We start from the raw sequence: 22,468 nt of genomic DNA on the forward strand, positions 1-22,468 counted from the left end.
CTCACTTCGAAAGTCAAGCGATTGTTTTCGCTTTTCTTTCGGCGCCTGCTTCACAAGGAAGCTAGCTCATCAGTTTGGCGTGTTCCGCCGTGCTGGTAGGGGCGCATTATAGGGAGCCGCGCCGGGATGGCAAGCGCAAAACTACAAAAAATGACACTTTTTTACTGTTTAGCGACCCAAGCGCCTATTTATCAAACAAAACGCCCCGCATAAGCGGGGCGTCAACGAGAAAGGATGCGGATTTGCTACCTTTTTGACCAAAACTCCCGGGCAAAGGCACGTACCTTTTCCCAGTCGGTGAATTCGATGTCCTGGCTGGTATCCGTACTGCCACCGGTGATCATCATGATCAGCTGGATGATGCGAGTCTGCCACCAGTTGTAGCGAGAATATCGCAGCGCACCGGCAAACACCCCCAGGGTCTTCGGCTTCCACGGCGAGAGACGCAGAAACTTCTTCATATAGGCATTGGTCTGCGGTGTCTGCTTCTCGGGCTTGCGCGCCGTCAGGTTGACACAGAAGAAGGCGGCGTTGGCCACTTCCAGTTGTTCATGGTGAGCATGAATAAAGCTGAGCAGGCTGGGGTGAAAGTTGCCATAGCGGATAGAGGCACCGATCAATACCTTGGCATACTTGCTGAGATTGCACATCGGCAGGGTGTGTAGATCCTGCATCACCACTTCGCATCCTGATATCTCCTCCAGCATGACATCCACAATTTTCCGCGTTTGCCCGTCCCGAGAAGAATAAAGCACCAAAATCTTGTCCATACCAACCTCAACTACGCCAGAATGCAGGAGTAAACAGTACCAGAAGTGTGAAGATTTCCAATCGGCCAAACAGCATAGCGACCACCAGGATCCACTGTGCCGTCGCCGAGATGTTGCCAAAGTTGCTGGATACCTCACCTAACCCGGGTCCCACGTTGGTGAAGGCGGCCGCTACTGCCGTGAACGCGGTCACCTCGTTCAACCCTGTCATCAGCAACAACAGCATGAAGATGAAGAACAGGATGATGTAGGTGGCGAAGTAGCCCCACACCGCCTCGACGATCCGCTCCGGCACCGCGCGCCGCCCCAGCTTCAGGGTATAGATGGCCCGCGGGTGCACCAGCCGCTTGAGCTCGCGCATCCCCTGCAGGAACAGGATCATGAAGCGCATCACCTTGATGCCGCCCCCGGTGCTGCCGGCACAGCAGCCAATAAAGGCCGAGAACATCAGCAACATGGGCAGGAAGGAGGGCCAGTCGGCGTAGCTGGTCGTGCTGTAGCCCGTGGTCGTGCCAAGGGAGACCGCCTGGAACAGGCCGTGGTTGAGCGCCTCCTGCCAGGTGGCGTAGTGGCCGTGGAACAGCAGGGAGACGAAGCAGATCAGCACCAGCACGCCCTGGATGGCCAGGAACACCTTCAATTCGGAGTCCCGCAGATAGCTGCTCAATCGCACTGGCTTGTGGGCGAACACCATGAAATGCAGGGCGAAGTTGACGCTGGCCAGCAGCAGGAACAGCACAGTGATCAGGTTGATGGCCGGGCTGTTGAAGAAACCTATGCTGGCATCGTGAGTCGAGAAACCGCCCACCGACAAGGTGGAGAAGGAGTGGCAGATGGCATCGAACAGCGTCATCCCCGCCATCCAGTAGGCCAGGGCACAGAGGGTGGTCAGCAACAGGTAGATGAACCAGAGCGCCTTGGCCGTCTCGGCGATGCGCGGGGTCACCTTGTTGTCCTTGACCGGCCCCGGGATCTCGGCGCGATAGAGCTGCATGCCCCCGATGCCGAGCAAGGGCAAAACGGCCACCGCCAGCACGATGATCCCCATGCCTCCCAGCCATTGCAGCAGCTGGCGATAGAAGAGGAAGGCCTTCGGCAGGCTGTCCAGCCCGGTCAGCACTGTTGCTCCCGTGGTCGTCAGGCCGGAGAATGATTCGAAGAAGGCTTCGGAGACCGACATGTTCGGCACGTCGCTGATGATGAAGGGGACGGCCCCCACGCTGCCCAACACCACCCAGAACAGCACAACGATGAAAAAGCCTTCCTTGGATCTGAGGTCTTTCTTCTGATGGCGATTGGGGAACCAGAGCAGGGCACCGAGCAGGAGGGCGATGAAGAAGGAGTTCACAAACTCGGCACCGCCACCATCGCGATACCCAAAAGCAACCATCGCTGGCAGCAACATGGTCGAGCTGAACAGCGCGACCAAGAGACCAACGATACGAATGATGCTCAGAATCTGCATTCCGGCTCCCCCTTCAGGCTAAAAGAGCGATGGATTCTAGCCATCTAAGGGGCGAAGAGATACCCGGCCATGGGTTCGGTCTGTCATTTCCTGATCCACCTGACTCCAGATGGCAGCATCCCAGGCAACCTGCAAACGAACCTGCTGACCATAATCGGCGGCCAGCAACTGGCCCTGATGGGCCGAGATCAGGGCTTCCACCACCCCCATGTCGCCATAGTCGCAGCAGATAAGGGAAGGTGTTTGCTGGCGCTTGATGCTGGTCTCGAGCCGCTTGAGTGCCGCCCCCACGCCGCCGCCATAGGCCTTGACCAGGCCGCCGGTCCCGAGCAGAACGCCACCGTAGTAACGCACCACCACGGCCGCTATCTCGCCGATGCCAGCCCCCATCAGTTGGGCCAGCATGGGCTTGCCAGCAGTGCCCGAGGGTTCGCCGTCATCGCTGAAGCCATAGACCTGGCTGTCTTGCGGCGCCCCGGCGACGAAGGCCCAGCAATGGTGCCGGGCCGTCGGGTGCTGCCGCTTCACCTCGCCGATCCAGGCCTTGGCGGCCTCGACCGTCGGCGCATGGGCAATCAGGGTGATGAAGCGACTCTTCTTGATCTCCTCGCAAAGCTCCAGCGGCGCGGCTGGTATGGCGTAGTCTGCGACCATCAGAGCCCTGCTTGCCGGGTGAGGTTCTCCACCCCGTCCCCATGCAGGACCACGTTGTCCTCGATCCGGATGCCACCGAAGGGACGCAGCGCCTCGACCTTGTTCCAGTTGACCCGCTTGCCCTGCTCACCGCGGCGTAGCGGCTCCAGCAGGCTGTCGATGAAGTAGAGGCCGGGTTCTATGGTGAACACCTGACCCACCTCCATCACCCGGGTGCAGCGCAGATAGGGGAACTGCTCGGGCGCCGCCAGGTGGGTGCCACGCTCATCCTGCATGAAGCCACCGGCATCGTGCACCTGCAGGCCGAGGAAATGGCCGAGCCCATGGGGGAAGAACACATTGGTGACGCCGGTGTGGATCATCTCGTCCACCGACATGTCCACCAGCTCGGTGGCCTGCAGCAAGCGCGCCAGTCTGTGGTGCATCTGCAGATGCAGCTCGCTGTAACGGCGGCCCGGTTTGATCTCCGCGATGATCTCCTGCTGCTGCACATCCAGCGCCGCGATCAGATCGGCAAACTCGCCCCGACGCCAGGCCCAGGTGCGGGTGATGTCGGAGGCATAGCCGTGATAATCCACCCCGGCATCGATCAGGAAGGAGTGGCGCTCCGCATCCGGTACCCGCTGGGTCGACAGATGAGTGTAATGGAGGATGGCCGCGTTCCGGTTGATGGCGACTATGTTGCCGTAGGGCGCCTCATTGGCCCCCTGCCCGACCGCCTTCATGTAGGCGAGGTTGATCTCGAATTCGCTCGCCCCCGCCATGAAGGAGTCCTTGGCAGCGATGTGACCGCGCACCCCGAGCCGGTTCGCATCGCGCAGACACTCCAGCTCATAGGGTGTCTTGTAGGCACGGTGATAGTGCAGGTAGTTGAGCACCGCCTCCGGATTGGGCTGCCCCAGTCCCACCAGCTGGGCCACCTCGAGATGACCACCCAGATAGGCCCACTCCTGCTTGTCGGCAGGCAGGTGATCCGCCACCTGCTCAGGGCGGGTCAGGAAGCGGATGTCGAAGAAGTCGACCCAAAAGGCATTGGGCAGGTCCGCCACTTTGTGCCAGAAATCCACCGGCCGGTAGAACAGCAGCACCGGCTTGCTCACCCCGTCCACCAGCAACCAGCAGTGAGGGTTGTCCAGCACCGGCAACCAGGCCTTGAACTGGGGGTTCACCTTGAAAGGGTAATCCTGATCGTCGAGGAAGATGCGGTGGGTCTGGCCGGAATGGATGGCCAGTCCGCTGAGCCCCTGCTGTTGCAGTATGTCGCGGGTGCGCCGCTGAAGGGTATCGAGATGCTGGGCAAAAAGTTGGCTGTAAGTGCTCATGGCGTCCTGCTCCGGGCGAATGTGACTTCAGCATAACATCAAGCGAATCAAGGCTCGAGCCGCCAGGCTTTCGCTTCGTGAGGTAACGCATAGGTCAGGGGGTTTTTGTTATGAAACGAAAACCAACAATTAACAAATAAAGAACAATTCAATACACTGCCCACAGACAGTAGATATCAGCAGTCAGGAACGATTCATGCAAAACCTTTGTCTGTGGAAACCGGATCAAGACAGGATGCAGCACTCCAACCTCCAGCAGTTCATGGCCGAGGTCAACCACTTCCACGGCCTGCAACTACGCAGCTACGCCGACCTCTATCAATGGTCGGTGGAGAAGACCACCCGCTTCTGGCCGTTGGTGTGGCAGCACTGCGGTGTCAAGGGAGAGCTCGGCAACATAGTGGCGGAGAACCGCCAGGAGATGCAGCGCGCCCGCTGGTTCCCCGACAGTCGGCTCAACTTCGCCGAGAACCTGCTGCGCCGCCAGGACGAGAGCCCAGCCATCATCTCCCGCCTTGAAGGGGACACAAGCCAGACCCTGAGCTGGGCCGAGCTGGCAGATCAGGTCGCCAGGCTGGCTCAGTGGCTGCGCAGCCAGGGCATAGACCGTGGCGACGTGGTGGCCGCCTACCTGCCCAACATCCCGCAAACCGTGGTCGCCATGCTGGCCACCACCAGCCTCGGCGCTATCTGGACCTCCACCAGCCCCGATTTCGGTGAGGCCAGCGTGGTGGAGCGCTTCGGCCAGACCCGCCCCCGGGTGCTGTTCGCGGTGGATGGCTATCGCTATGGGGGCAAGGCCATCGACATTCAGGCCAAGGTCGCCAGCGTAGTGAGCCAAATCGACAGCATAGAGCAGACGGTGATGATCCCCCTGCTGGGCAATCCCCTGCAGCTCGGCCACGACTGGCTGCAGCTGCTGGCAAGCCAGCACGGTGCCCAGCTCACCTTCGAGCCCATGGCCTTCAACGATCCGCTCTATATCCTCTACTCATCAGGCACCACCGGCAAACCCAAGTGCATCGTCCACGGCATAGGCGGCACCCTGCTGCAGCACCTGAAAGAGCACCAGCTGCACTGCGACATCAAGCCGGGGGAGCGCGTCTTCTACTTCACCACCTGTGGCTGGATGATGTGGAACTGGCTGGTGAGCGCCCTCGCCTCTGGCGCCACCCTGGTGCTCTACGACGGCTCCCCCTTCTACCCGGACGGCAACGTGTTGTGGGATCTCGCCCGCGATGAAGGAGTTTCCCTGTTTGGCACCTCCGCCAAGTATCTCGATGCCCTGCACAAGCAGGGTTATGCCCCCATCAACACCCACGAGTTGCCACAGCTGCGACTTATATGCAGCACGGGTTCCGTGCTGTCGCCGGAGGGATTTGACTATGTCTATCAGGGGATCAAGCGGGATGTGCAGCTCAGCTCCATCTCAGGTGGCACCGACATCTGCTCCTGCTTCGTCATCGGCAATCCCTTGAGTCCCGTCTATCGCGGTGAGAGCCAGGGACGCGGCCTCGGCCTAGCGGTGCAGGTATTCAATGAAGCGGGTCAGCCGGTGCAAGGGGAGAAGGGCGAGCTGGTCTGTACCAAACCCTTCCCGGCCCAGCCTATCTACTTCTGGGGCGACGAAAACGGCGAAAAGTACCACGCCGCCTACTTCGAGCGGTTCGACAACGTCTGGTGCCACGGCGACTGGATCGAGCTGACCCAGACCGGCGGCATCCTGTTCTACGGCCGCTCCGACGCCACTCTCAACCCGGGTGGCGTGCGCATCGGCACCAGCGAGATCTACCGCTATGTGGAGCAGCTCGACGAGGTAGAGGAGAGCATCGTCATCGGCCAGCAGTGGCAGCAGGACGAGCGGGTGGTGTTGTTCGTCAAGCTCAAGGCAGGCTGCAAGCTGGACGAACCCCTGCGCGAGCGCATCTGCCAGCAAGTAAGGCAGCACTGCACCGCCCGTCACGTGCCGGCCCGCATTCTGCAGGTGGATGCCATCCCCCGTACCAAGTCCGGCAAGATAGTGGAGCTGGCGGTGCGGGAAGTGGTGCACAACAGGCCCGTCAACAACACCCATGCCCTCGCCGACCCCGAGGTGCTGAACCAGTATCGTGATCGCCCCGAGCTAGCCAGTTGACAAACAACTCATCTGAAGAGCAGGCGCCGCAAGGCGCCTCTCTTTTGCCCGTTCCGTGATGAAGAGCTTTTACTCCACAACTGTTAAACAAATGTTTTAAATAGGTGTTGAAAATGTCTCCTTTTGGATCAATAGTGAGCCTCGCCCCCTGCTGGGGAGAAAGGAGCAAAGCCCCCCACCGCGTGGGAACAAGGAGACACTCTCATGATCTACCAAGGCGAAACCCTGTCGGTCAGCTACCTCGAACACGGCATTGCCGAGCTGAGGTTTGATGCCCCGGGTTCAGTCAACAAGCTGGATCGCGCTACCCTGCTCTCGCTGAGCGAAGCGATCGCCGCATTACAACAAGAACGTGAACTAAAAGGTCTGATCCTCACCTCCGGCAAAGACGCCTTTATCGTCGGCGCCGACATCACCGAATTCCTGGAACTGTTCGATTTGCCGCAAGAAGATCTGCTCGGCTGGCTGAAAAAGGCCAACGACATCTTCAGCGCCATCGAAGATCTGCCGGTACCGACCCTGTCCGCCATCAAGGGCCACGCCCTGGGCGGCGGCTGCGAGACCATACTCTCCACCGACTTCCGTCTGGCTGATACCACCGCCAAAATCGGCCTGCCCGAGACCAAACTCGGCATCATGCCGGGCTTTGGCGGCACCGTCCGTCTGCCGCGGGTGATCGGCGCCGACAACGCGCTGGAGTGGATCACCACAGGCAAGGATGTCCGTGCCGATGATGCCCTCAAGGTGGGTGCCATCGACGCAGTGGTCGCCCCCGCAGCGTTGCAGAGCGCCGCCGTGCAGATGATGAGAGACGCCATCGCAGGCAAACTGGACTGGCAGAGCCGCCGCGCCGCCAAGAAGGCCCCGCTGCGCCTCTCCAAGCTGGAAGCCATGATGAGCTTCACCACCGCCGCCGGCATGGTTGCCGCCGTGGCGGGCAAACACTATCCGGCGCCGATGACCGCAGTCAAAACCGTTGAGGCCGCCGCCGGCATGAGCCGCGACGAGGCGCTCGCCGTCGAGGCACAGGGCTTTATCAAGCTGGCCAAGACCGACGTGGCCAAGGCGCTGGTCGGTATCTTCCTGAACGATCAGCACATCAAGGCGCTGGCCAAGAAGGCGGCCAAGCAGGCAGCCAAGGCCACAAGCCACGCCGCCGTGCTGGGTGCGGGCATCATGGGGGGCGGCATCGCCTACCAGTCCGCCAGCAAGGGCATCCCTGCGGTGATGAAGGACATCAACGAGAAGGCGCTGGCACTCGGTATGGGCGAAGCCACCAAGCTGCTCAACGGCCAGCTCGAGAAGGGCCGCATCGATGGCATCAAGATGGGCCAGGTGCTCTCCGCCATCACCCCGACCCTGAGCTATGACAGCGTCAAGCACGTGGATCTGGTGGTCGAAGCCGTGGTCGAGAACCCCAAGGTGAAGGCCGCCGTACTGGGCGAAGTGGAAGGGATCATTGGCGAAGACGCCGTGCTCGCCAGCAACACCTCCACCATCCCCATCTCCCTGCTGGCCAAGGGGCTGAAGCGCCCCGAGAACTTCTGCGGCATGCACTTCTTCAACCCGGTGCACCGCATGCCCCTGGTTGAGATCATCCGCGGCGAGCAGACGTCGGACGACACAATCAACCGCGTGGTGGCCTACGCCGCCGCCATGGGCAAGTCCCCTGTGGTGGTCAACGACTGCCCGGGCTTCTTCGTCAACCGCGTGCTCTTCCCCTACTTCTTCGGCTTCAACAAGCTGGTCGCCGATGGCGCCGACTTCGCGGCCGTCGACAAGGTGATGGAGAAGGAGTTCGGCTGGCCGATGGGTCCCGCCTACCTGCTGGACGTGGTCGGCATCGATACAGGTCACCATGCCGGTGACGTTCTGGCGCAAGGTTTCCCGGCACGTATGAGCAAGGAAGGCCGCACCGCCATCGACGTGATGTACGAAGTGAGCCGCTTCGGTCAGAAGAATGGCAAGGGCTTCTACGCCTACGAGCAGGACAAGAAGGGCAAGCCGAAGAAGGTGGCCGACGCAGCTAGCTACGAGCTGCTGGCCCCCATTGCCAAGCCGAAGCAGGAGTTCGACAAGGACGCCATCATCGCCCGCATGATGATCCCCATGATCAACGAGGTGGTGCTCTGTCTGGAAGAGGGCATTGTCGCCACGCCAGCCGAAGCCGACATCGCACTGGTCTACGGTCTGGGCTTCCCTCCCTTCCGTGGTGGCGTGTTCCGCTATCTGGACACTATCGGTCTGGATCGCTACGTGGCCATGGCCGACCAGTATGCCGACTTGGGCCCGCTCTACCGTGTCAGCGACAAGCTGCGTGAGATGGCCGCCCAGGGCAAAACCTTCTACTGATTGCGGAAAGGAGATCCATTCATGAAAGACGTAGTCATTGTCGACTGTATCCGGACCCCCATGGGCCGGTCCAAGGGCGGCGCCTTCCGCAACGTGCGTGCAGAAGATCTGTCCGCGCACCTGATGAGCTCCATCCTGCTGCGCAACCCCAACCTCGACCCGAACGAGATCGAGGACATCTACTGGGGCTGCGTGCAGCAGACCCTGGAGCAGGGCTTTAACATCGCCCGCAACGCCGCCCTGCTGGCCGGTATTCCGAAGCAGGTGGGGGCGGTCACCGTCAACCGGCTGTGCGGATCCAGCATGCAGGCGCTGCACGATGCCTCTCGCGCCATCCAGGTGGGTGATGGGGATATCTTCATCATCGGCGGCGTCGAGCACATGGGCCATGTGCCGATGAGCCATGGCGTCGACTTCCACCCCGGCATGGCGAAATCCGTGGCGAAAGCCTCCGGCATGATGGGGCTGACCGCCGAAATGCTCGGCAAGCTGCACGGCATCAGCCGAGCGCAGCAGGACGAGTTTGCCGCCCGCTCCCACCGCCGCGCCTATGCCGCGACTGTGGAAGGGCGCTTCGCCAGAGAGATCGTCGGGCTGGAAGGCCATGACGCCAGCGGCGCCCGCTTCTTCTACGACTATGACGAGGTGATCCGCCCGGAGACCACGGTCGACACCCTGAGCCAGCTGCGCCCGGTGTTCGACCCGGTCAACGGTACCGTCACCGCCGGTACCTCCTCGGCACTGTCCGATGGCGCCGCCGCCATGCTGGTGATGAGCGCGGACAGAGCCAAGGCGCTGGGGCTGACTCCCCGAGCCAAGGTGCGGGCCATGGCCATCGCCGGCTGCGACGCCGCCATCATGGGGTACGGCCCGGTGCCAGCGACCCAGAAGGCGCTCAAGCGTGCCGGTCTGACCGTCGGTGATATCGACCTGTTCGAGCTGAACGAGGCGTTTGCCGCCCAGTCCCTGCCCTGCGTGAAGGATTTGGGTCTGCAGGACGTGGTGGATGAGAAGGTGAACCTGAACGGCGGCGCCATCGCCCTGGGCCACCCGCTGGGCTGCTCCGGTGCCCGCATCTCCACCACCCTGATCAATCTGATGGAGGAGAAGGACGCCACCCTGGGGGTCGCCACCATGTGCATCGGCCTGGGTCAGGGTATCGCCACCGTGTTCGAGCGGGTGTGATCTAAACGGCTCACGCGAACGTGAGCCAGCATTCTCTTGTTGGGGTCGGCCGGTCCGGCCCGTTGTCGAGTCTGTGGAGCACGCCACACGGGGTGTGATCCTGCCGTCGGAATCTGCGTGTTGGCCGGCCCGTTTGGGTCGGCCTTTTTTATTCTGTTCTACCGATCAGCGCCAATTCAGGGGCTATATTGCCCATAACTTCACATTAGAGGGGGGCCTTGCTTGCTTTTTGCTCCCCCGACAGGTTCAATCTGCACAAAAAAATGGGTGGATGCACATACATATGTCAACGAGCAAACAACTGCTTATCGTCGACGACGATCAGGAGATCCGCGAGCTGCTCAACGAATACCTGACCCGGGCGGGTTTCCAGGTATTGACGGCAGCCGAGGGCAACGAGATGCGCCAGCAACTCGCCCAGCACAGCCCGGACCTCATCATTCTGGACATCATGATGCCCGGCGACGACGGCTTTACCCTGTGTCAGCAGATCCGCCGCGACTCCCAGGTCCCCATCATCATGCTGACTGCGGCCTCCGATGAGGCGGATCGGGTGATCGGCCTGGAACTCGGCGCCGACGACTACATCGCCAAGCCGTTCAGCCCGCGCGAGCTGCAGGCCCGCATCAAGGCGCTGCTGCGCCGCGCCGAATTCCGCCAGCCGGAGAAAGAGAAGGAGCCGAGCCGCCGCCTGCGCTTCGCCGACTGGACCCTGGACACCCTGAGCCACCAGCTGACCCACGACGACGGCAGCCTGCTGGATCTCTCCGGCAGCGACGCTCTGCTGCTCGGCATGTTCCTGCAACAACCGGGCGTGGTGCTGGACAGGGACACCATCTCCGATGCCACCCGGGGCCGCGAGAGCCTGCCGATGGAGCGCGGCATCGACGTGCAGATAAGCCGTCTGCGCCAGAAGCTGGGTGACAACGGCAAGAGCCCGCGCATCATCAAGACCATACGCGGCAGCGGCTACATGCTGATCGCGGAAGTCCACGAGATCCCGTGACAGGGGAGAGGCAAGCGGCACGGTGTCGCCCTGGCGGCTACATGCTGACTGACAAGAGGCACCCAATCCCATGAGAAGTCGGCGATTCTGGCAAGCACTGGTACCCCGCTCCCTGCTGTCACGGATGCTGCTGCTGTTGCTGCTCGCCATCCTGCTCTCCCAGACCATTCTCACCGGCATCTGGATGCAGCAGATCCAGAAGCGGGAGCTGGAGGGCATGCTCAGCACCACCCGCAACCTGGCGCTCTCCGCTGCCTCCACCGTCAGCTTCTTCAAGTCCCTGCCACTGCAGTACCGCCACATCGCGCTGGACCAGCTGCGCAACATGGGGGGCAGCCGCTTCTTCGTGTCGCTGAACGAGGAGGAGATCCACATCAGCGCCATCCCCGACAGCGAGCGCAAGACGCTGGTGCTGAAGGAGGTGCAGGAGGTGCTGACCCGCAAGCTCTCCGACGCCATGGCGATCAAGGTGGACTTCTCGCGACCCGAGGAGCTGCATGTCTTCAACAACGACACCCTGCTGGCGGACCTGCCCTCCTCCTGGGCACGCTACACCCTGTCGCTGGAGCCCATCAATCCGCCGGTGCTGGTCACCCAGATAGAGATCGAACCGGGGGAGTGGCTCTATCTGGCGGCCCTGCTGCCCGCCCCCTACATGACGCTGGATGACACCGTCATGCCGAGCAACCAGGTGCGCTTCATCGCCCTGATGACGGTCTTCCTCTGCTTCTTCACCTTCATGCTGGTGCGCTGGCAGACCCGGCCACTGCGCCGGCTGGCCAAGGCGGCGGTCAACCTCGGCAAGGACATCGATCAGCCCTCCCTCAAAGAGGAGGGGGCGTCGGAAATCGTGGCGGCGACCCGTGCCTTCAACATCATGCAGCAGCGCATCCGCCGCTTCATAGACGACAGGGAGCGGCTGTTCAGCTCCATCTCCCACGATCTCAAGACCCCCATCACCCGGCTGCGGCTGCGGGTCGAGTTGCTGGATGACGAAGCCCAGATCGCCAAGTTCAACAAGGATCTGGACGAGCTGGAGCTGATGGTGAAGGGGGCGCTGCAGACGGTGAAAGAGACCGACATTCACGAGAACCTCGAGCTCATCGACATCAATGCCCTGCTGGAGCAGATGGCGGAAGCCATGAACCTGCACGAGGATCTGCTCACCATAGAGGGGCACTGCAAGTGGCCCTATCGCGGCAAGCTGCTGGCCCTTAAGCGCTGCATCGGCAACCTGGTGGACAACGGCATCAAGTACGGCCATCGGGTGCGCGTCATTCTCATGGATGACGCGGAGATGCTGATCCTCTTCATCATGGACGAGGGCCCCGGTCTGCCGGAGGATCAGTTCGAGCGCATCTTCGAGCCCTACTACCGCCTCAGCACGGATTCCGCCGGAACCGGACTGGGTCTTGGCATCGCCCGCAACATAGCCCACGCCCACGGCGGCGATCTGGTGCTGGAAAATCGCCCCCAGGGCGGCCTGCAGGCCACCCTCTCCCTACCAAGGCAGTAAAGCTTATGAAGTGGTTGTCGTTTTCTGTCATCGCCCTGTTGTCCCTGCCTGTCGGCGCCTCCCAAGTCGAGGTGTTGCACTGGTGGACCTCCGGCGGCGAGGCCAAGGCGGTGGAGGTACTCAAGTCGGAATGGGCCGAGCAGGGCAACCAGTGGAACGACTTCGCGGTGCAGGGCGGCGGCGGCAAGAGCGCCATGACGGTGCTGAAAAGCCGGGCACTGGCGGCCAACCCACCGGAGGCGGCGCACCTCAAGGGCTATGAGCTGCACGAGTGGGCCAGCCTGGGTTTCCTGCGCGACCTCAGCCCCATGGCCGAACACCTCGGCTGGTACCCGCAACTCTCCCCCATGGTCCGTGACACCCTCAGCCAGAACGGTGCCCTAATGGCGGTGCCCACCGGCATCCACCGCGTCAACTGGTTGTGGCTCAACCGCAAGCTGTTCGAGCGGCTGGGGCTGACGCCCCCCACCGACTGGCACCAGTTCATGACGGTGGCGGAGCAGCTCAAGGCACAGGGCGTCACGCCGCTGGCCATCGGCAACGAGCCCTGGCAGCTGGCGGTGCTGTTCGAGACGGTGGCGCTCGGCGAAGGCGGCAAGACCTTCTATCGCAAGGCGTTCCTGGAGCAAGACAGTGCCACCCTGACCGGCCCCGACATGGTGCGGGTGCTGACTCGCTTCCAGCAGTTGCGCGCCTATGTACCGGAGAAATACGCCGGCCTGAAGTGGCACCAGGCCACCAACCTGCTGGAGAGCGGTGGTGCTGCCATGCAGATCATGGGGGACTGGGTGAAGGGGGAGCTGAGCGCCGGCAACTACCGACCCGGGGAGGACATCGACTGCCTGCCAAGCCCGGGCAGCCAGGGATTGTTCAGCTACAACCTCGATTCCATCGCTATGTTCAAGCAGCGGGATCCCGCCCAGCTGCAAGCTCAGGGCGAGCTGGCCAGGTTGCTGATGACCCCCAGATTCCAGGAGGAGTTCAACCGGGTGAAAGGCTCCATCCCGGCGCTCACCCAGCCTGACATGAGCAAGTTCGATCGCTGCGCCATCCGCTCCTACCATGATTTCCAGCGGGCGGAGCGGGACGGCAATCTGCTGCCCAGCATGGCGGAGGGCATGGCCGTACCGACCAACATGCGCCAGGGGATCATGGATGTGCTGAGCAGCTTCTTCAACGACGCCAGGGCCAATCCCGAACAGACGGCGCTGCAACTGGAACGCGCCATGCGCTCAACCCGCTCAGGCGTGGAGCAGAAATGACAAAGGCGGAATTGCTCCGCCTTTGTGGGTGAATCGTCATCCGATTCAGGATTTATCGTTCTCGTCCTCATCCTCGTCGTAGTAGTCGCTGAGCTCGATCCAGAGCCCCAGCCCTATCATCACCATGGATCCGAACCAGGTACCGGTATTTCCGATCGGGCTACCCAGCACTATCATGGCGAACGACAGGAACCCCATGCCTGCGTAGGCTTGCAATCTGCCGTAGGAGACCTGCATATTCACACCTCCTTGTTGAATATGGTTCAATTTTTATATTACTCATCGGGCAAGGTCTGGATAGAGCCGGATCACACTTTGGTTACATATGCTGCCAGAACACCCTGATATTTGATTATTTTTTCGCCTTGAGTATCATTGGCAGCTGAATTGGTTGAAGGTTGATTATTGATGAGTACTTTATTCTGCGATGCGACTCATGAGTTGAACGCAATCGGGCTTCGTTGCCCTGAACCCGTAATGATGGTCCGCAAGAAAGTGCGGCTGATGGCCGAAGGCGAGACCCTGCTGGTCAGTGCCGACGACCCCTCAACTACCCGCGACATCCCCAGTTTCTGCCGCTTCATGGATCACACCCTGATCGCCAGCGAGACAGAGCAGGCCCCCTATCGCTATCTGATCCGCAAGGGTCAATAAGCCCCTGTACTGGAGCAATCCATGACGATTACCCGAATCGGCACCACGGCCCGCTGGTCTGATGTTGTCATCCACAACGGCACCCTCTATGTGGTGGAAGTCCCCGCCACCGACGAGGCCGACATCCACCAGCAGACCCGCGAAGTACTGACCAGCCTGCAACGCCTGCTGGAAGCCAACGGTTCCGGAGTCGACAAGATCCTGATGGCCAACATCTATCTCAAGGACATTGGCGACATCGCCGCCTTCAACGAACAGTGGGACGCCTGGATCCCGGCTAGCACGGCACCGGTCCGCGCCTGCGTGCAGGCCCGCCTGGCCCACGAAGGCTACAAGGTAGAAGTGCAGCTGACCGCTGCGGTCTGAGACACGGTTCGCCCCCTCATCCCCGGCCCTTCTCCCGCGAGGGGAGAAGGGCGAAAAGAGCGCCGATACCATCTGACCACGGCACCCATAGCAAAAGGCCCCGCCATCACTGGCGGGGCCTTTTCGTTACCGGAAACCAAACGACTTAGGCGGTCGGGGTCAGGGTAATGGTCACCCGACGGTTCTGGGCCTTGCCCTCTGCGGTGCTGTTGGTGGCGACCGGTTGATCAGGGCCCACACCACTGGTGGCGATACGGCTGCCGGTCACGCCCTGACCGATCAGCTGGGCGGCGACGGCATCGGCACGCTGGGCGGAGAGCTTCATGTTCAACTCGCGGGAACCGGTACTGTCGGTGTGGCCGACCACGTTCAGGCGAGTCTTGTCGAACTCGGCAACCACCATGGCCACACCGGACAGGGTGTTGGCACCGGCGGCTTTGAGCTGGGCGCTGGCGCTGTCGAAGGTGACGTTGTTCGGCATGTTGAGGATCAGCTGATCGCCATTGCGGGTCACACTGACGCCGGTACCCTGCAGCTTCTCGCGCAGCTTGGCTTCCTGCACGTCCATGTAGTAACCGATACCGCCACCCAGGGCGGCGCCGGCGGCCACGCCGGTCAGGATGCCCTTCTTGCGGTCACCCTTGCTGGAAGAGAGAGCCCCCACGGCGGCGCCAGTCGCGGCACCGGCCAGTGCGCCCCAGGCACCCTTGGAAGTCTGGGATTCACCGGTATAGGGATTGGTGGTGCAGCCAGTCATGGCGACGGTCAGGGCAAGTGCAGGAACCAGTTTCTTGAAATGCATGAAAAAACCTCTGAAAAAGAACGACTCTAGCCGATGGCCGCGTATTCTAACCCAGAGAGGCGCCAGAGTGTGACGCGCATGATGTGGATATGAACAAGGGGGCCAAAGCCCCCCTGTGTCATGCCGTGAACGGCATGGGTACTGCCTGCCCGGGCAGGCCGGACATCAATATTTGATGTCACGCGCCTCGTCACGCCCTTCCTGCTTGTTGTCACGGTGTTCCTGACGGCAATCGGCATTGCCCACCAGGCCTTCGCGGCACTCCTGCTTGGCGTCGCGGGATTCCTGGCGGGTATCCTGACGCACATCGCGCGCTTCGCGACGCTCCTGGGCCTGTTTGGTGGCCTGTGCAGGCAGGGCAGCCAACAAGGCGGTGGCTGCAAGCAGCGCGAATACGGTCTTCTTCATGCTGGCTCCTTGGCTAAATGAAATACACCGGCTTGGGATGTCTGAATTATACACTGGGGTCAAGATAACCGCCGGACGGGCGCCAGCAGGGCGACCCGACAGGGAGGCGGCTTGTCAGGATCAGTATTTGACGTCCCGGGCCTCGTCGCGGTTCTCTTGCTTGTTGTCGCGGTTGTCCTGACGGCAATCGGCATTGCCGACCAGGCCCTCACGGCACTCCTGCTTGGCGTCACGGGATTCCTGACGACCGTCCTGGCGGATGTCGCGGGCGTCCTGGCGCTGCTCACCCTGATTGGTGGCTTGAGCCGGCACGGCGGCGAACAGGGTGCAGGCGGTCAGCAGGGCGGCGCTCAGGCGGGATACGGAAATAGTCATAAGGACTCCAATGTAAGTTAATGCGACAGCCTGGTTCGGCTGCCGTCATGGAAGATGGGTTAGGCGAGTCCCTGCTCTCGAATCAATATTTGATATCGCGAGCCAAGTCGCGTGCCTCTTGCTTGTTGTGGCGGTGTTCCTAGCGACAATCGGCGTTACCCAGGAACTCCTCCTGGCGGCAATCCCGCTTCTGTTCGCGGGATTCCTGGCGGACATCCTGACGCAGATCCCGAGCCTGTCAGCGCTGCTGGGCTTGTTCGGTTGCCTGAACCAGCAGGGCCACCGACAGGGTACAGCCGACCAGCAAGGCTGACAGCAAGGCGCTGCGAGCCGGGTGAGGAGTTGAAATGTTCATGACGAGGCTCCCTGGTTGATCGGGCTGAGGTCTGTGGTGCTGGATCAGTATTTGACGTCGCGGGACTTCTCGCGCACGTCCTGTTTCACTTCACGCTTGTCCTGACGGCACTCGTAATTGTCCTTATTGTTGGCCTGACGACAATCGATCTTGGCCTCACGGATCTCGGGACGGACTTCCTGACGCACGTCGCGGGCATCCTGACGATCGGCCGCCTGGGCGGGCAGGGTCGCCAGCAGGGAGCAACCCGCCAGGATCAGGGTGCCGAGGGTGCGGTGGCGAAATGAATTCAGTGACATGGGACTGCCTCGTTGATGGGGACTTCAATTTGGATACAGCAATCTTGAACAGGAATTACTGTATCCCGGCTGTACCGGGCGCCGAAAAGCGGGCCCCAGGCCCCGCTGGCAGGGGGCCTGACGGGGCGGGCTTCGAGATGATCGTTCACCAGGCCCAGGGCCCGCATGGCGGCGAGGCAGAGGAGGCTCCCGACCGAGGTAAAATCGAGCCGCGTGAACGCCTTCACCCTGGCGTCAGATCCTGGCGAGCTGGCCCCTAATCCCAAGGCCAGAAAGGAAGAAGGGAGGCTGTGGCCTCCCTTCTTGTTCCGCTCCCGATTTAGCCTTGCTGGCAGGCGGCATGACAGGGGCAGGTCACCAGATGATCGTTCACCATGCCCACCGCCTGCATAAAGGCGTAGCAGATGGTGCTGCCGACGAAGGTGAAGCCGCGCTTCTTGAGGGCCTTGGACATGCATCCGACTCCTTTGATGTGGCCGGAATGTCGCCGTTGCCCTGGCGCTGGTTGACAATGGGGGCGCCGCCCACAAAGCCCCACAGATACTCCACGAAGTCGATGCCCTCAGCCTCCAGCGCCAGATAGGCGCGGGCATTTTTGATGATCGAGTGCACCTTGAGCCGGTTGCGGATGATGCCACTGTCCTGCATCAGCCGCTCCACATCCTGCTCGTCGAACTGCACGATGCGCACCGGATCGAAGTCGGCATAGGCGCGATGGTAGCTGTCGGTACGCTTGAGGATGGTGATCCACGACAGCCCCGCCTGCTGACCGTCGAGGCAGAGCTTGGCAAACAGCTCCCGCGGGTCACGGACCGGCCTGCCCCACTGCTTGTCATGGTATTCGATGTATTCCGGGTCCTTGGTCACCCAGGCACAGCGCAGTTCCATTTCCTCTCCCTTGTCATTTCATCGGCCATCGGCAGGCCGCTTCCGTCGGCGACATCATAGGGCAAACGGCAGCATAGCCCCACTAATCCCCTGTAATTTCGCCTATTATCCGACCATGCCAGACGGTATACTCCCTCGGTTCACATTCAGCAAATCTTGCTCTGATTTCATTTCGCGCGAAAAACACTATGCAAAAATTCGATGTCAAAACCTTTCAGGGCCTGATCCTGCAGCTGCAGGACTATTGGTCCCGCCAGGGCTGTACCATCATTCAGCCGCTGGATATGGAAGTGGGTGCCGGTACTTCCCACCCCATGACCTGTCTGCGTGCCCTGGGCCCGGAGCCCATCGCCTGCGCCTACGTGCAACCGTCCCGCCGTCCCACCGACGGCCGCTACGGTGAAAACCCGAACCGCCTGCAGCACTACTACCAGTTCCAGGTGATCATCAAGCCTTCCCCCGACAACATTCAGGAACTCTATCTGGGCTCCCTGAAAGAGCTGGGCATGGATCCCGAGATCCACGACATCCGCTTCGTGGAAGACAACTGGGAAAACCCGACACTGGGTGCCTGGGGTCTGGGTTGGGAAGTGTGGCTGAACGGCATGGAAGTGACCCAGTTCACCTACTTCCAGCAGGTTGGCGGCCTCGAGTGCAAGCCGGTCACCGGCGAGATCACCTACGGTCTCGAGCGTCTGGCCATGTACATCCAGGGCGTAGACAGTGTCTACGACCTGATCTGGTCTGACGGCCCGCTGGGCAAGACCACCTACGGCGATGTGTTCCACCAGAACGAGGTGGAGCAGTCCACCTACAACTTCGAGCACGCCGACGTGGAGTTCCTGTTCCACTGCTTCGAGCAGTACGAGAAGGAAGCCCAGCACCTGCTGGCACTGGAAAAACCGCTGCCGCTGCCTGCCTACGAGCGCATCCTCAAAGCCGCTCACTCCTTCAACCTGCTGGATGCCCGCAAGGCCATCTCGGTCACCGAGCGTCAGCGCTACATCCTGCGCATTCGCACCCTGACCAAGGCCGTGGCCGAGGCATACTACGCCTCCCGCGAAGCGCTGGGCTTCCCTATGTGTCAGCGCAGTGAGAACAAGCAAGGTTAAGGAACGGACATGGCACAACATACATTTCTGGTAGAGATCGGTACTGCTGAGCTGCCGCCCAAAGCCCTGCGCTCCCTGGCCGAAGCCTTTGCCGACAACCTCAAGAGCGAACTGACCAAGGCCGACCTGGCCTTCGGCGACGTCGAGTGGTTCGCCTCACCGCGCCGCCTGGCGCTGAAGGTACACGCGCTGGCTGGCGAGCAGCCGAGCAAGAGCGTCGAGAAGCGCGGCCCGGCCGTCTCCCAGGCGTTCGATGCCGATGGCAAGCCGACCAAAGCCGCCGAAGGCTGGGCCCGTGGCAACGGCATCACGGTGGAACAGGCCGAGCGTCTGGTCACCGACAAGGGCGAGTGGCTGGTCCACACCGCCAAGGTCGAAGGTCGTCCGGCGCGCGAGCTGCTGGGCGAACTGGTTAGCCAGGCGCTGGCCAAGCTGCCCATCCCCAAGATGATGCGCTGGGGCGACAAGACCATCCAGTTCGTGCGTCCGGTGTTCACCGTGACCCTGCTGCTGGATGGGGATCTGGTTCCCGCTCACATTCTGGGTATCGACTCCGCCCGCACCATCCGCGGTCACCGCTTTATGGGCGAGAGCGAGTTCACCATCGACAACGCCGGTCAGTACCCGCAGATCCTGCAGGAGCGCGGCATGGTGATTGCCGACTTTATGGCGCGCAAGGCCAAGATCAAGGCTGACGCCGAAGCGGCCGCTGCCGCCTTCGGTGGCGTTGCCGATCTGGACGACGCCCTGCTGGAAGAGGTCACCGCCCTGGTCGAGTGGCCGGTGGTGCTGACCGCCAACTTCGAAGAGAAGTTCCTGGCCGTTCCCGCTGAAGCGCTGGTTCACACCATGAAGGGTGACCAGAAGTACTTCCCGGTCTACGACAAGAACGGCAAGCTGCTGCCGAAGTTCATCTTCGTCACCAACATCGAGTCCAAAGACCCGAGCCAGATCATCAGCGGCAACGAGAAGGTGGTTCGCCCCCGTCTCTCTGACGCCGAGTTCTTCTTCAAGACCGACCTCAAGCAGACCCTGGCCTCCCGCCTGCCGCGCCTCGAGACAGTGCTGTTCCAGCAACAGCTGGGCACCGTCAAGGCCAAGGTCGAGCGCATCGAGACCGTCGCCGGCTTTATCGCCGAGCGCATCGGCGCCAACGTGGCTCAGGCCAAGCGTGCCGGTCTGCTCTCCAAGTGTGATCTCATGACCAACATGGTCGGCGAGTTCGCCAGCACCCAGGGTGTCATGGGGATGCACTACGCCCGTCACGACGGCGAAGACGAAGTGGTGGCCGTGGCCCTCAACGAGCAGTACATGCCGCGCTTCGCCGGTGATGCCCTGCCGTCCGCTCTGGAAGCCTGCGCCGTGGCGCTGGCCGACAAGCTCGATACCCTGGCCGGTATCTTCGGCATCGGCATGCTGCCGAAGGGTGACAAGGATCCGTTCGCCCTGCGTCGCGCCGCCATCGGTGCCCTGCGCATCATGACCGAGAAGCAGCTGGATCTGGATCTGGTTGAACTGGTGGAAGAAGCGGTACGCGTCTACGGCGACAAGCTGACCAACAAAACCGTCGTCACCGACGTGGTCGACTTCATGCTGGGCCGCTTCCGCGCCGCCTATCAGGATGAAGGCATCGGTGCCGATGTGGTGCTGGCCGTACTGGCCCGCCACCCGACCCGTCCGCTCGACTTCGATCGTCGCGTCAAGGCCGTCAGCCACTTCCGCACGCTGGATGCCGCACTGGCACTGGCTGCCGCCAACAAGCGCGTGAGCAACATTCTGGCCAAGGTCGAAGGCGAACTGCCGACTGCCGTCAAACCGGAACTGCTGGTCGATGCCGCCGAGCAGGCGCTGGCCACCCAGGTTGCCGAACTGCAAGCCGAACTGGCCCCGCTGTTCGCTGCCGGTGACTATCAGGCTGCCCTCACCCGTCTGGCCGCCCTGCGCGAGCCGGTCGACACCTTCTTCAACGAGGTGATGGTGATGGCCGACGACGAAGCCCTCAAGGCCAACCGTCTGGCGCTGCTAAACAACCTGCGCAACCTGTTCCTGCAAGTCGCGGATATCTCCCTGCTGCAGTGATCTTGGTTGAGTAAGTGATATAAAAAACGGCGCCGAAAGGCGCCGTTTCAATTTACAAAAGTATCAATGTGAAAAAACCTAAAAAATGTACGTACTCATGACTACATGCAACTAGTTTAGGGCCCCTATCCGATGGGTGTCCTAATTTACTGCGTTATTTACTCGCGAACCCAATACAAAAGGCGCCAGAGGGCGCCTTTTGATGATCGGCAGCGGCGAACGACGCCGACTCGACTGCACGGAACCTCTTACTCCACTGGCGCCATCAGGTGCTGATAGGGAGTGCCCGACCACATGATGTAAGGGGCCGAGGTGTCCGGATCTGCACCCTTCGGATACATATCGTAAAAGGCATCATCCGCCCCGACGATCATCACGTGGGGCCCGGTCTGCAACCAGTTGTTGCTGGTGGTGGGTTGGGTCGCGTAGGGGTCGGTGTTGCTGGCATCGGTGCCGCCCTTGAGCATATACATGAAGCCGATCTTGCCCTTCGGCGGCATCTCGTGGCTGATCCAGGCGTGAGCCCAGGCCATCGCGGCCGCGTCCATGCACATGGGATCCGGACCCGGTGTGGCCGGGTTGTCGGGCATGCAAGTGAAGCCGTTGCTGCCCTCACGCAGGGTACGCATCTTTCCGTCGGCGCCCATGGCCACTATGGTAGCGCCGGCACCGACTTTGACGGGGGCCGCCGCCATGGCGCTGGCGATCATCGCCTCATCTGTCATGGCTGGCATGCCGGCCTTCTCTTCGGCCTGGGCCGGTGTGATCAGGGTGATGGCCGCGAGCACGCCCAGGGCCAATAGGTGTTTGCACATAACATCTCTCTCCCAATTGGGTGAATACGATGCAAAACAAGATCACGCACGGCCTGGCTACCATGGCGGCCGTGCTGCCGGGCGCAGCTGTCTGGTGGATGGACGGGGTGATCGAAAGCTGGCAGCCCGGAGACAGTGACTCGCAGGCGCCATCTGTCTGACTATAGCCTCTACAGACCCCTGCACCGATGCGCTGTCGTGGAGCCATCACGTCGTGACGACCGAGGTGTTATGCAACGCAAGACCCTGGCCCAGCTGACTGGTGGGGACGGCGTGCTTTGCCGCCGGCATCTATACCCTGCCCATACTGATCGCTCCATCCGCACCAAGCACTGAACAGTGCGGCGGCCAATCAGCAGCAGGCAAGCTTTAACGGCACCTTTCGCCGAGATCTGAACAAGAAACCATTCCAGGACACCCATCGCTGTACACCCTATTTTCCCTCATCGATATCAACTCTCGGTGGATGTCCCAACTTTATCCGTTGGTGACAAGAGCCTGCAGAGTAATGGCACTGCCAAGGCAGCGCTTCGATGGCGGGCGAAGTGTCAGCCCTCAACTGGCCACTGCAAAACGGCGCCCGAAGGCACCGCTTTTTCTACATCGGATCGCAAGGGATGCCGATCAGCCGGTATAGGCGGGCAGCAAC

The 22,468-nt window shown here is 61.5% G+C and carries 21 protein-coding genes and 2 pseudogenes; 12 read left to right on the forward strand and 11 right to left on the reverse strand.

Annotated elements, in window-relative coordinates; translation table 11 throughout:
- Positions 1–245: 245 nt before the first annotated feature.
- The 4 genes from hemG to pepQ are packed head-to-tail and all read right to left on the reverse strand — an operon-like array spanning position 246 to position 4,211.
- The gene (gene hemG / locus BN1127_RS14225) at positions 246–770 is read right to left on the reverse strand and encodes a menaquinone-dependent protoporphyrinogen IX dehydrogenase (RefSeq protein WP_041206713.1); all 525 of its coding nucleotides are present in this window, start codon (positions 768–770) and stop codon (positions 246–248) included.
- 7 nt (positions 771–777) lie between these two features.
- Positions 778–2,235, reverse strand: coding sequence for a TrkH family potassium uptake protein (locus BN1127_RS14230; protein ID WP_005323940.1), 1,458 nt, complete (start codon positions 2,233–2,235; stop codon positions 778–780).
- Between the two features lie 36 nt (positions 2,236–2,271).
- Positions 2,272–2,889, reverse strand: coding sequence for a YigZ family protein (locus BN1127_RS14235; RefSeq protein ID WP_005323938.1), 618 nt, complete (start codon positions 2,887–2,889; stop codon positions 2,272–2,274).
- Complete coding sequence (pepQ, locus tag BN1127_RS14240; RefSeq protein ID WP_005323936.1) at positions 2,889–4,211, reverse strand: Xaa-Pro dipeptidase; 1,323 nt, start codon at positions 4,209–4,211, stop codon at positions 2,889–2,891. The genes BN1127_RS14235 and pepQ overlap by 1 nt, the downstream gene beginning before the upstream one ends.
- Before the next feature lie 196 nt (positions 4,212–4,407).
- On the opposite strand from pepQ, the gene BN1127_RS14245 reads away from it, so the two are divergent.
- The 6 genes from BN1127_RS14245 (at position 4,408) to BN1127_RS14270 (ending at position 13,666) form a co-directional block, all read left to right on the forward strand.
- Entirely contained in the window at positions 4,408–6,345 is a 1,938-nt protein-coding gene (locus BN1127_RS14245) for an acetoacetate--CoA ligase (protein ID WP_005323934.1), read from the forward strand.
- Positions 6,346–6,549: 204 nt separating this feature from the next.
- A complete protein-coding gene (gene fadB, locus BN1127_RS14250; protein ID WP_005323932.1) occupies positions 6,550–8,697 on the forward strand; it encodes a fatty acid oxidation complex subunit alpha FadB in 2,148 nt (715 codons plus the stop codon).
- Between the two features lie 21 nt (positions 8,698–8,718).
- A complete protein-coding gene (gene fadA, locus BN1127_RS14255; protein WP_041206712.1) occupies positions 8,719–9,882 on the forward strand; it encodes an acetyl-CoA C-acyltransferase FadA in 1,164 nt (387 codons plus the stop codon).
- A gap of 283 nt (positions 9,883–10,165) precedes the next feature.
- Positions 10,166–10,888, forward strand: a complete 723-nt coding sequence (locus BN1127_RS14260) for a response regulator (RefSeq protein WP_005323928.1) — start codon at positions 10,166–10,168, stop codon at positions 10,886–10,888.
- A gap of 70 nt (positions 10,889–10,958) precedes the next feature.
- Positions 10,959–12,404: an ATP-binding protein gene (locus tag BN1127_RS14265; RefSeq protein WP_042649914.1), complete on the forward strand. Its 1,446-nt coding sequence runs from the start codon at positions 10,959–10,961 to the stop codon at positions 12,402–12,404.
- 5 nt (positions 12,405–12,409) lie between these two features.
- Positions 12,410–13,666, forward strand: coding sequence for an ABC transporter substrate-binding protein (locus BN1127_RS14270; RefSeq protein WP_041206710.1), 1,257 nt, complete (start codon positions 12,410–12,412; stop codon positions 13,664–13,666).
- A gap of 45 nt (positions 13,667–13,711) precedes the next feature.
- Here the strand turns inward: BN1127_RS14270 and BN1127_RS14275 are convergent, their stop codons facing one another.
- Positions 13,712–13,903 (reverse strand): hypothetical protein, encoded by a 192-nt coding sequence (locus BN1127_RS14275; protein WP_005323922.1) that lies wholly within the window; start codon positions 13,901–13,903, stop codon positions 13,712–13,714.
- 171 nt (positions 13,904–14,074) lie between these two features.
- Here BN1127_RS14275 and tusA point away from each other — a divergent pair, with 171 nt between their 5' ends.
- Positions 14,075–14,320 carry a sulfurtransferase TusA gene (tusA, locus tag BN1127_RS14280; protein WP_041206709.1) on the forward strand — a complete coding sequence of 82 codons (246 nt, stop codon included), beginning with the start codon at positions 14,075–14,077 and terminating at the stop codon, positions 14,318–14,320.
- 21 nt (positions 14,321–14,341) lie between these two features.
- Positions 14,342–14,686, forward strand: coding sequence for a RidA family protein (locus tag BN1127_RS14285; protein WP_005323918.1), 345 nt, complete (start codon positions 14,342–14,344; stop codon positions 14,684–14,686).
- Between the two features lie 145 nt (positions 14,687–14,831).
- On the opposite strand, the gene BN1127_RS14290 is transcribed toward BN1127_RS14285, so the two are convergent.
- The 5 genes and pseudogenes from BN1127_RS14290 to BN1127_RS14320 form a co-directional block, all read right to left on the reverse strand.
- Positions 14,832–15,488: an OmpA family lipoprotein gene (locus BN1127_RS14290; protein WP_005323916.1), complete on the reverse strand. Its 657-nt coding sequence runs from the start codon at positions 15,486–15,488 to the stop codon at positions 14,832–14,834.
- A 165-nt stretch (positions 15,489–15,653) separates the two neighbouring features.
- Positions 15,654–15,896: a hypothetical protein gene (locus BN1127_RS14295; RefSeq protein WP_005323913.1), complete on the reverse strand. Its 243-nt coding sequence runs from the start codon at positions 15,894–15,896 to the stop codon at positions 15,654–15,656.
- A gap of 120 nt (positions 15,897–16,016) precedes the next feature.
- Positions 16,017–16,271 carry a hypothetical protein gene (locus tag BN1127_RS14300; protein WP_005323912.1) on the reverse strand — a complete coding sequence of 85 codons (255 nt, stop codon included), beginning with the start codon at positions 16,269–16,271 and terminating at the stop codon, positions 16,017–16,019.
- A 399-nt stretch (positions 16,272–16,670) separates the two neighbouring features.
- A complete protein-coding gene (locus BN1127_RS14310; protein ID WP_005323908.1) occupies positions 16,671–16,925 on the reverse strand; it encodes a hypothetical protein in 255 nt (84 codons plus the stop codon).
- Positions 16,926–17,244: 319 nt separating this feature from the next.
- Positions 17,245–17,813 (reverse strand): annotated as a pseudogene (locus BN1127_RS14320) (DNA-3-methyladenine glycosylase I).
- A 188-nt stretch (positions 17,814–18,001) separates the two neighbouring features.
- On the opposite strand from BN1127_RS14320, the gene glyQ reads away from it, so the two are divergent.
- Positions 18,002–18,925, forward strand: a complete 924-nt coding sequence (gene glyQ / locus BN1127_RS14325; protein ID WP_005323905.1) for a glycine--tRNA ligase subunit alpha — start codon at positions 18,002–18,004, stop codon at positions 18,923–18,925.
- A gap of 9 nt (positions 18,926–18,934) precedes the next feature.
- Positions 18,935–21,004: a glycine--tRNA ligase subunit beta gene (gene glyS / locus BN1127_RS14330; protein WP_041206705.1), complete on the forward strand. Its 2,070-nt coding sequence runs from the start codon at positions 18,935–18,937 to the stop codon at positions 21,002–21,004.
- A 248-nt stretch (positions 21,005–21,252) separates the two neighbouring features.
- Here the strand turns inward: glyS and BN1127_RS14335 are convergent, their stop codons facing one another.
- Positions 21,253–21,819 (reverse strand): hypothetical protein, encoded by a 567-nt coding sequence (locus BN1127_RS14335; RefSeq protein ID WP_041206704.1) that lies wholly within the window; start codon positions 21,817–21,819, stop codon positions 21,253–21,255.
- Positions 21,820–21,848: 29 nt separating this feature from the next.
- Between BN1127_RS14335 and BN1127_RS22995 the strand changes: the two genes are divergently transcribed.
- Together BN1127_RS22995 and BN1127_RS23185 are read left to right on the forward strand one after the other, a co-directional pair.
- Complete coding sequence (locus tag BN1127_RS22995) at positions 21,849–21,980, forward strand: hypothetical protein (RefSeq protein ID WP_005323897.1); 132 nt, start codon at positions 21,849–21,851, stop codon at positions 21,978–21,980.
- A gap of 98 nt (positions 21,981–22,078) precedes the next feature.
- Positions 22,079–22,214 (forward strand): annotated as a pseudogene (locus tag BN1127_RS23185) (DM13 domain-containing protein); the annotation flags it as partial.
- Positions 22,215–22,468 lie beyond the last annotated feature (254 nt).

This window comes from Aeromonas media, assembly GCF_000819985.1.
Lineage (GTDB): Bacteria > Pseudomonadota > Gammaproteobacteria > Enterobacterales > Aeromonadaceae > Aeromonas > Aeromonas media.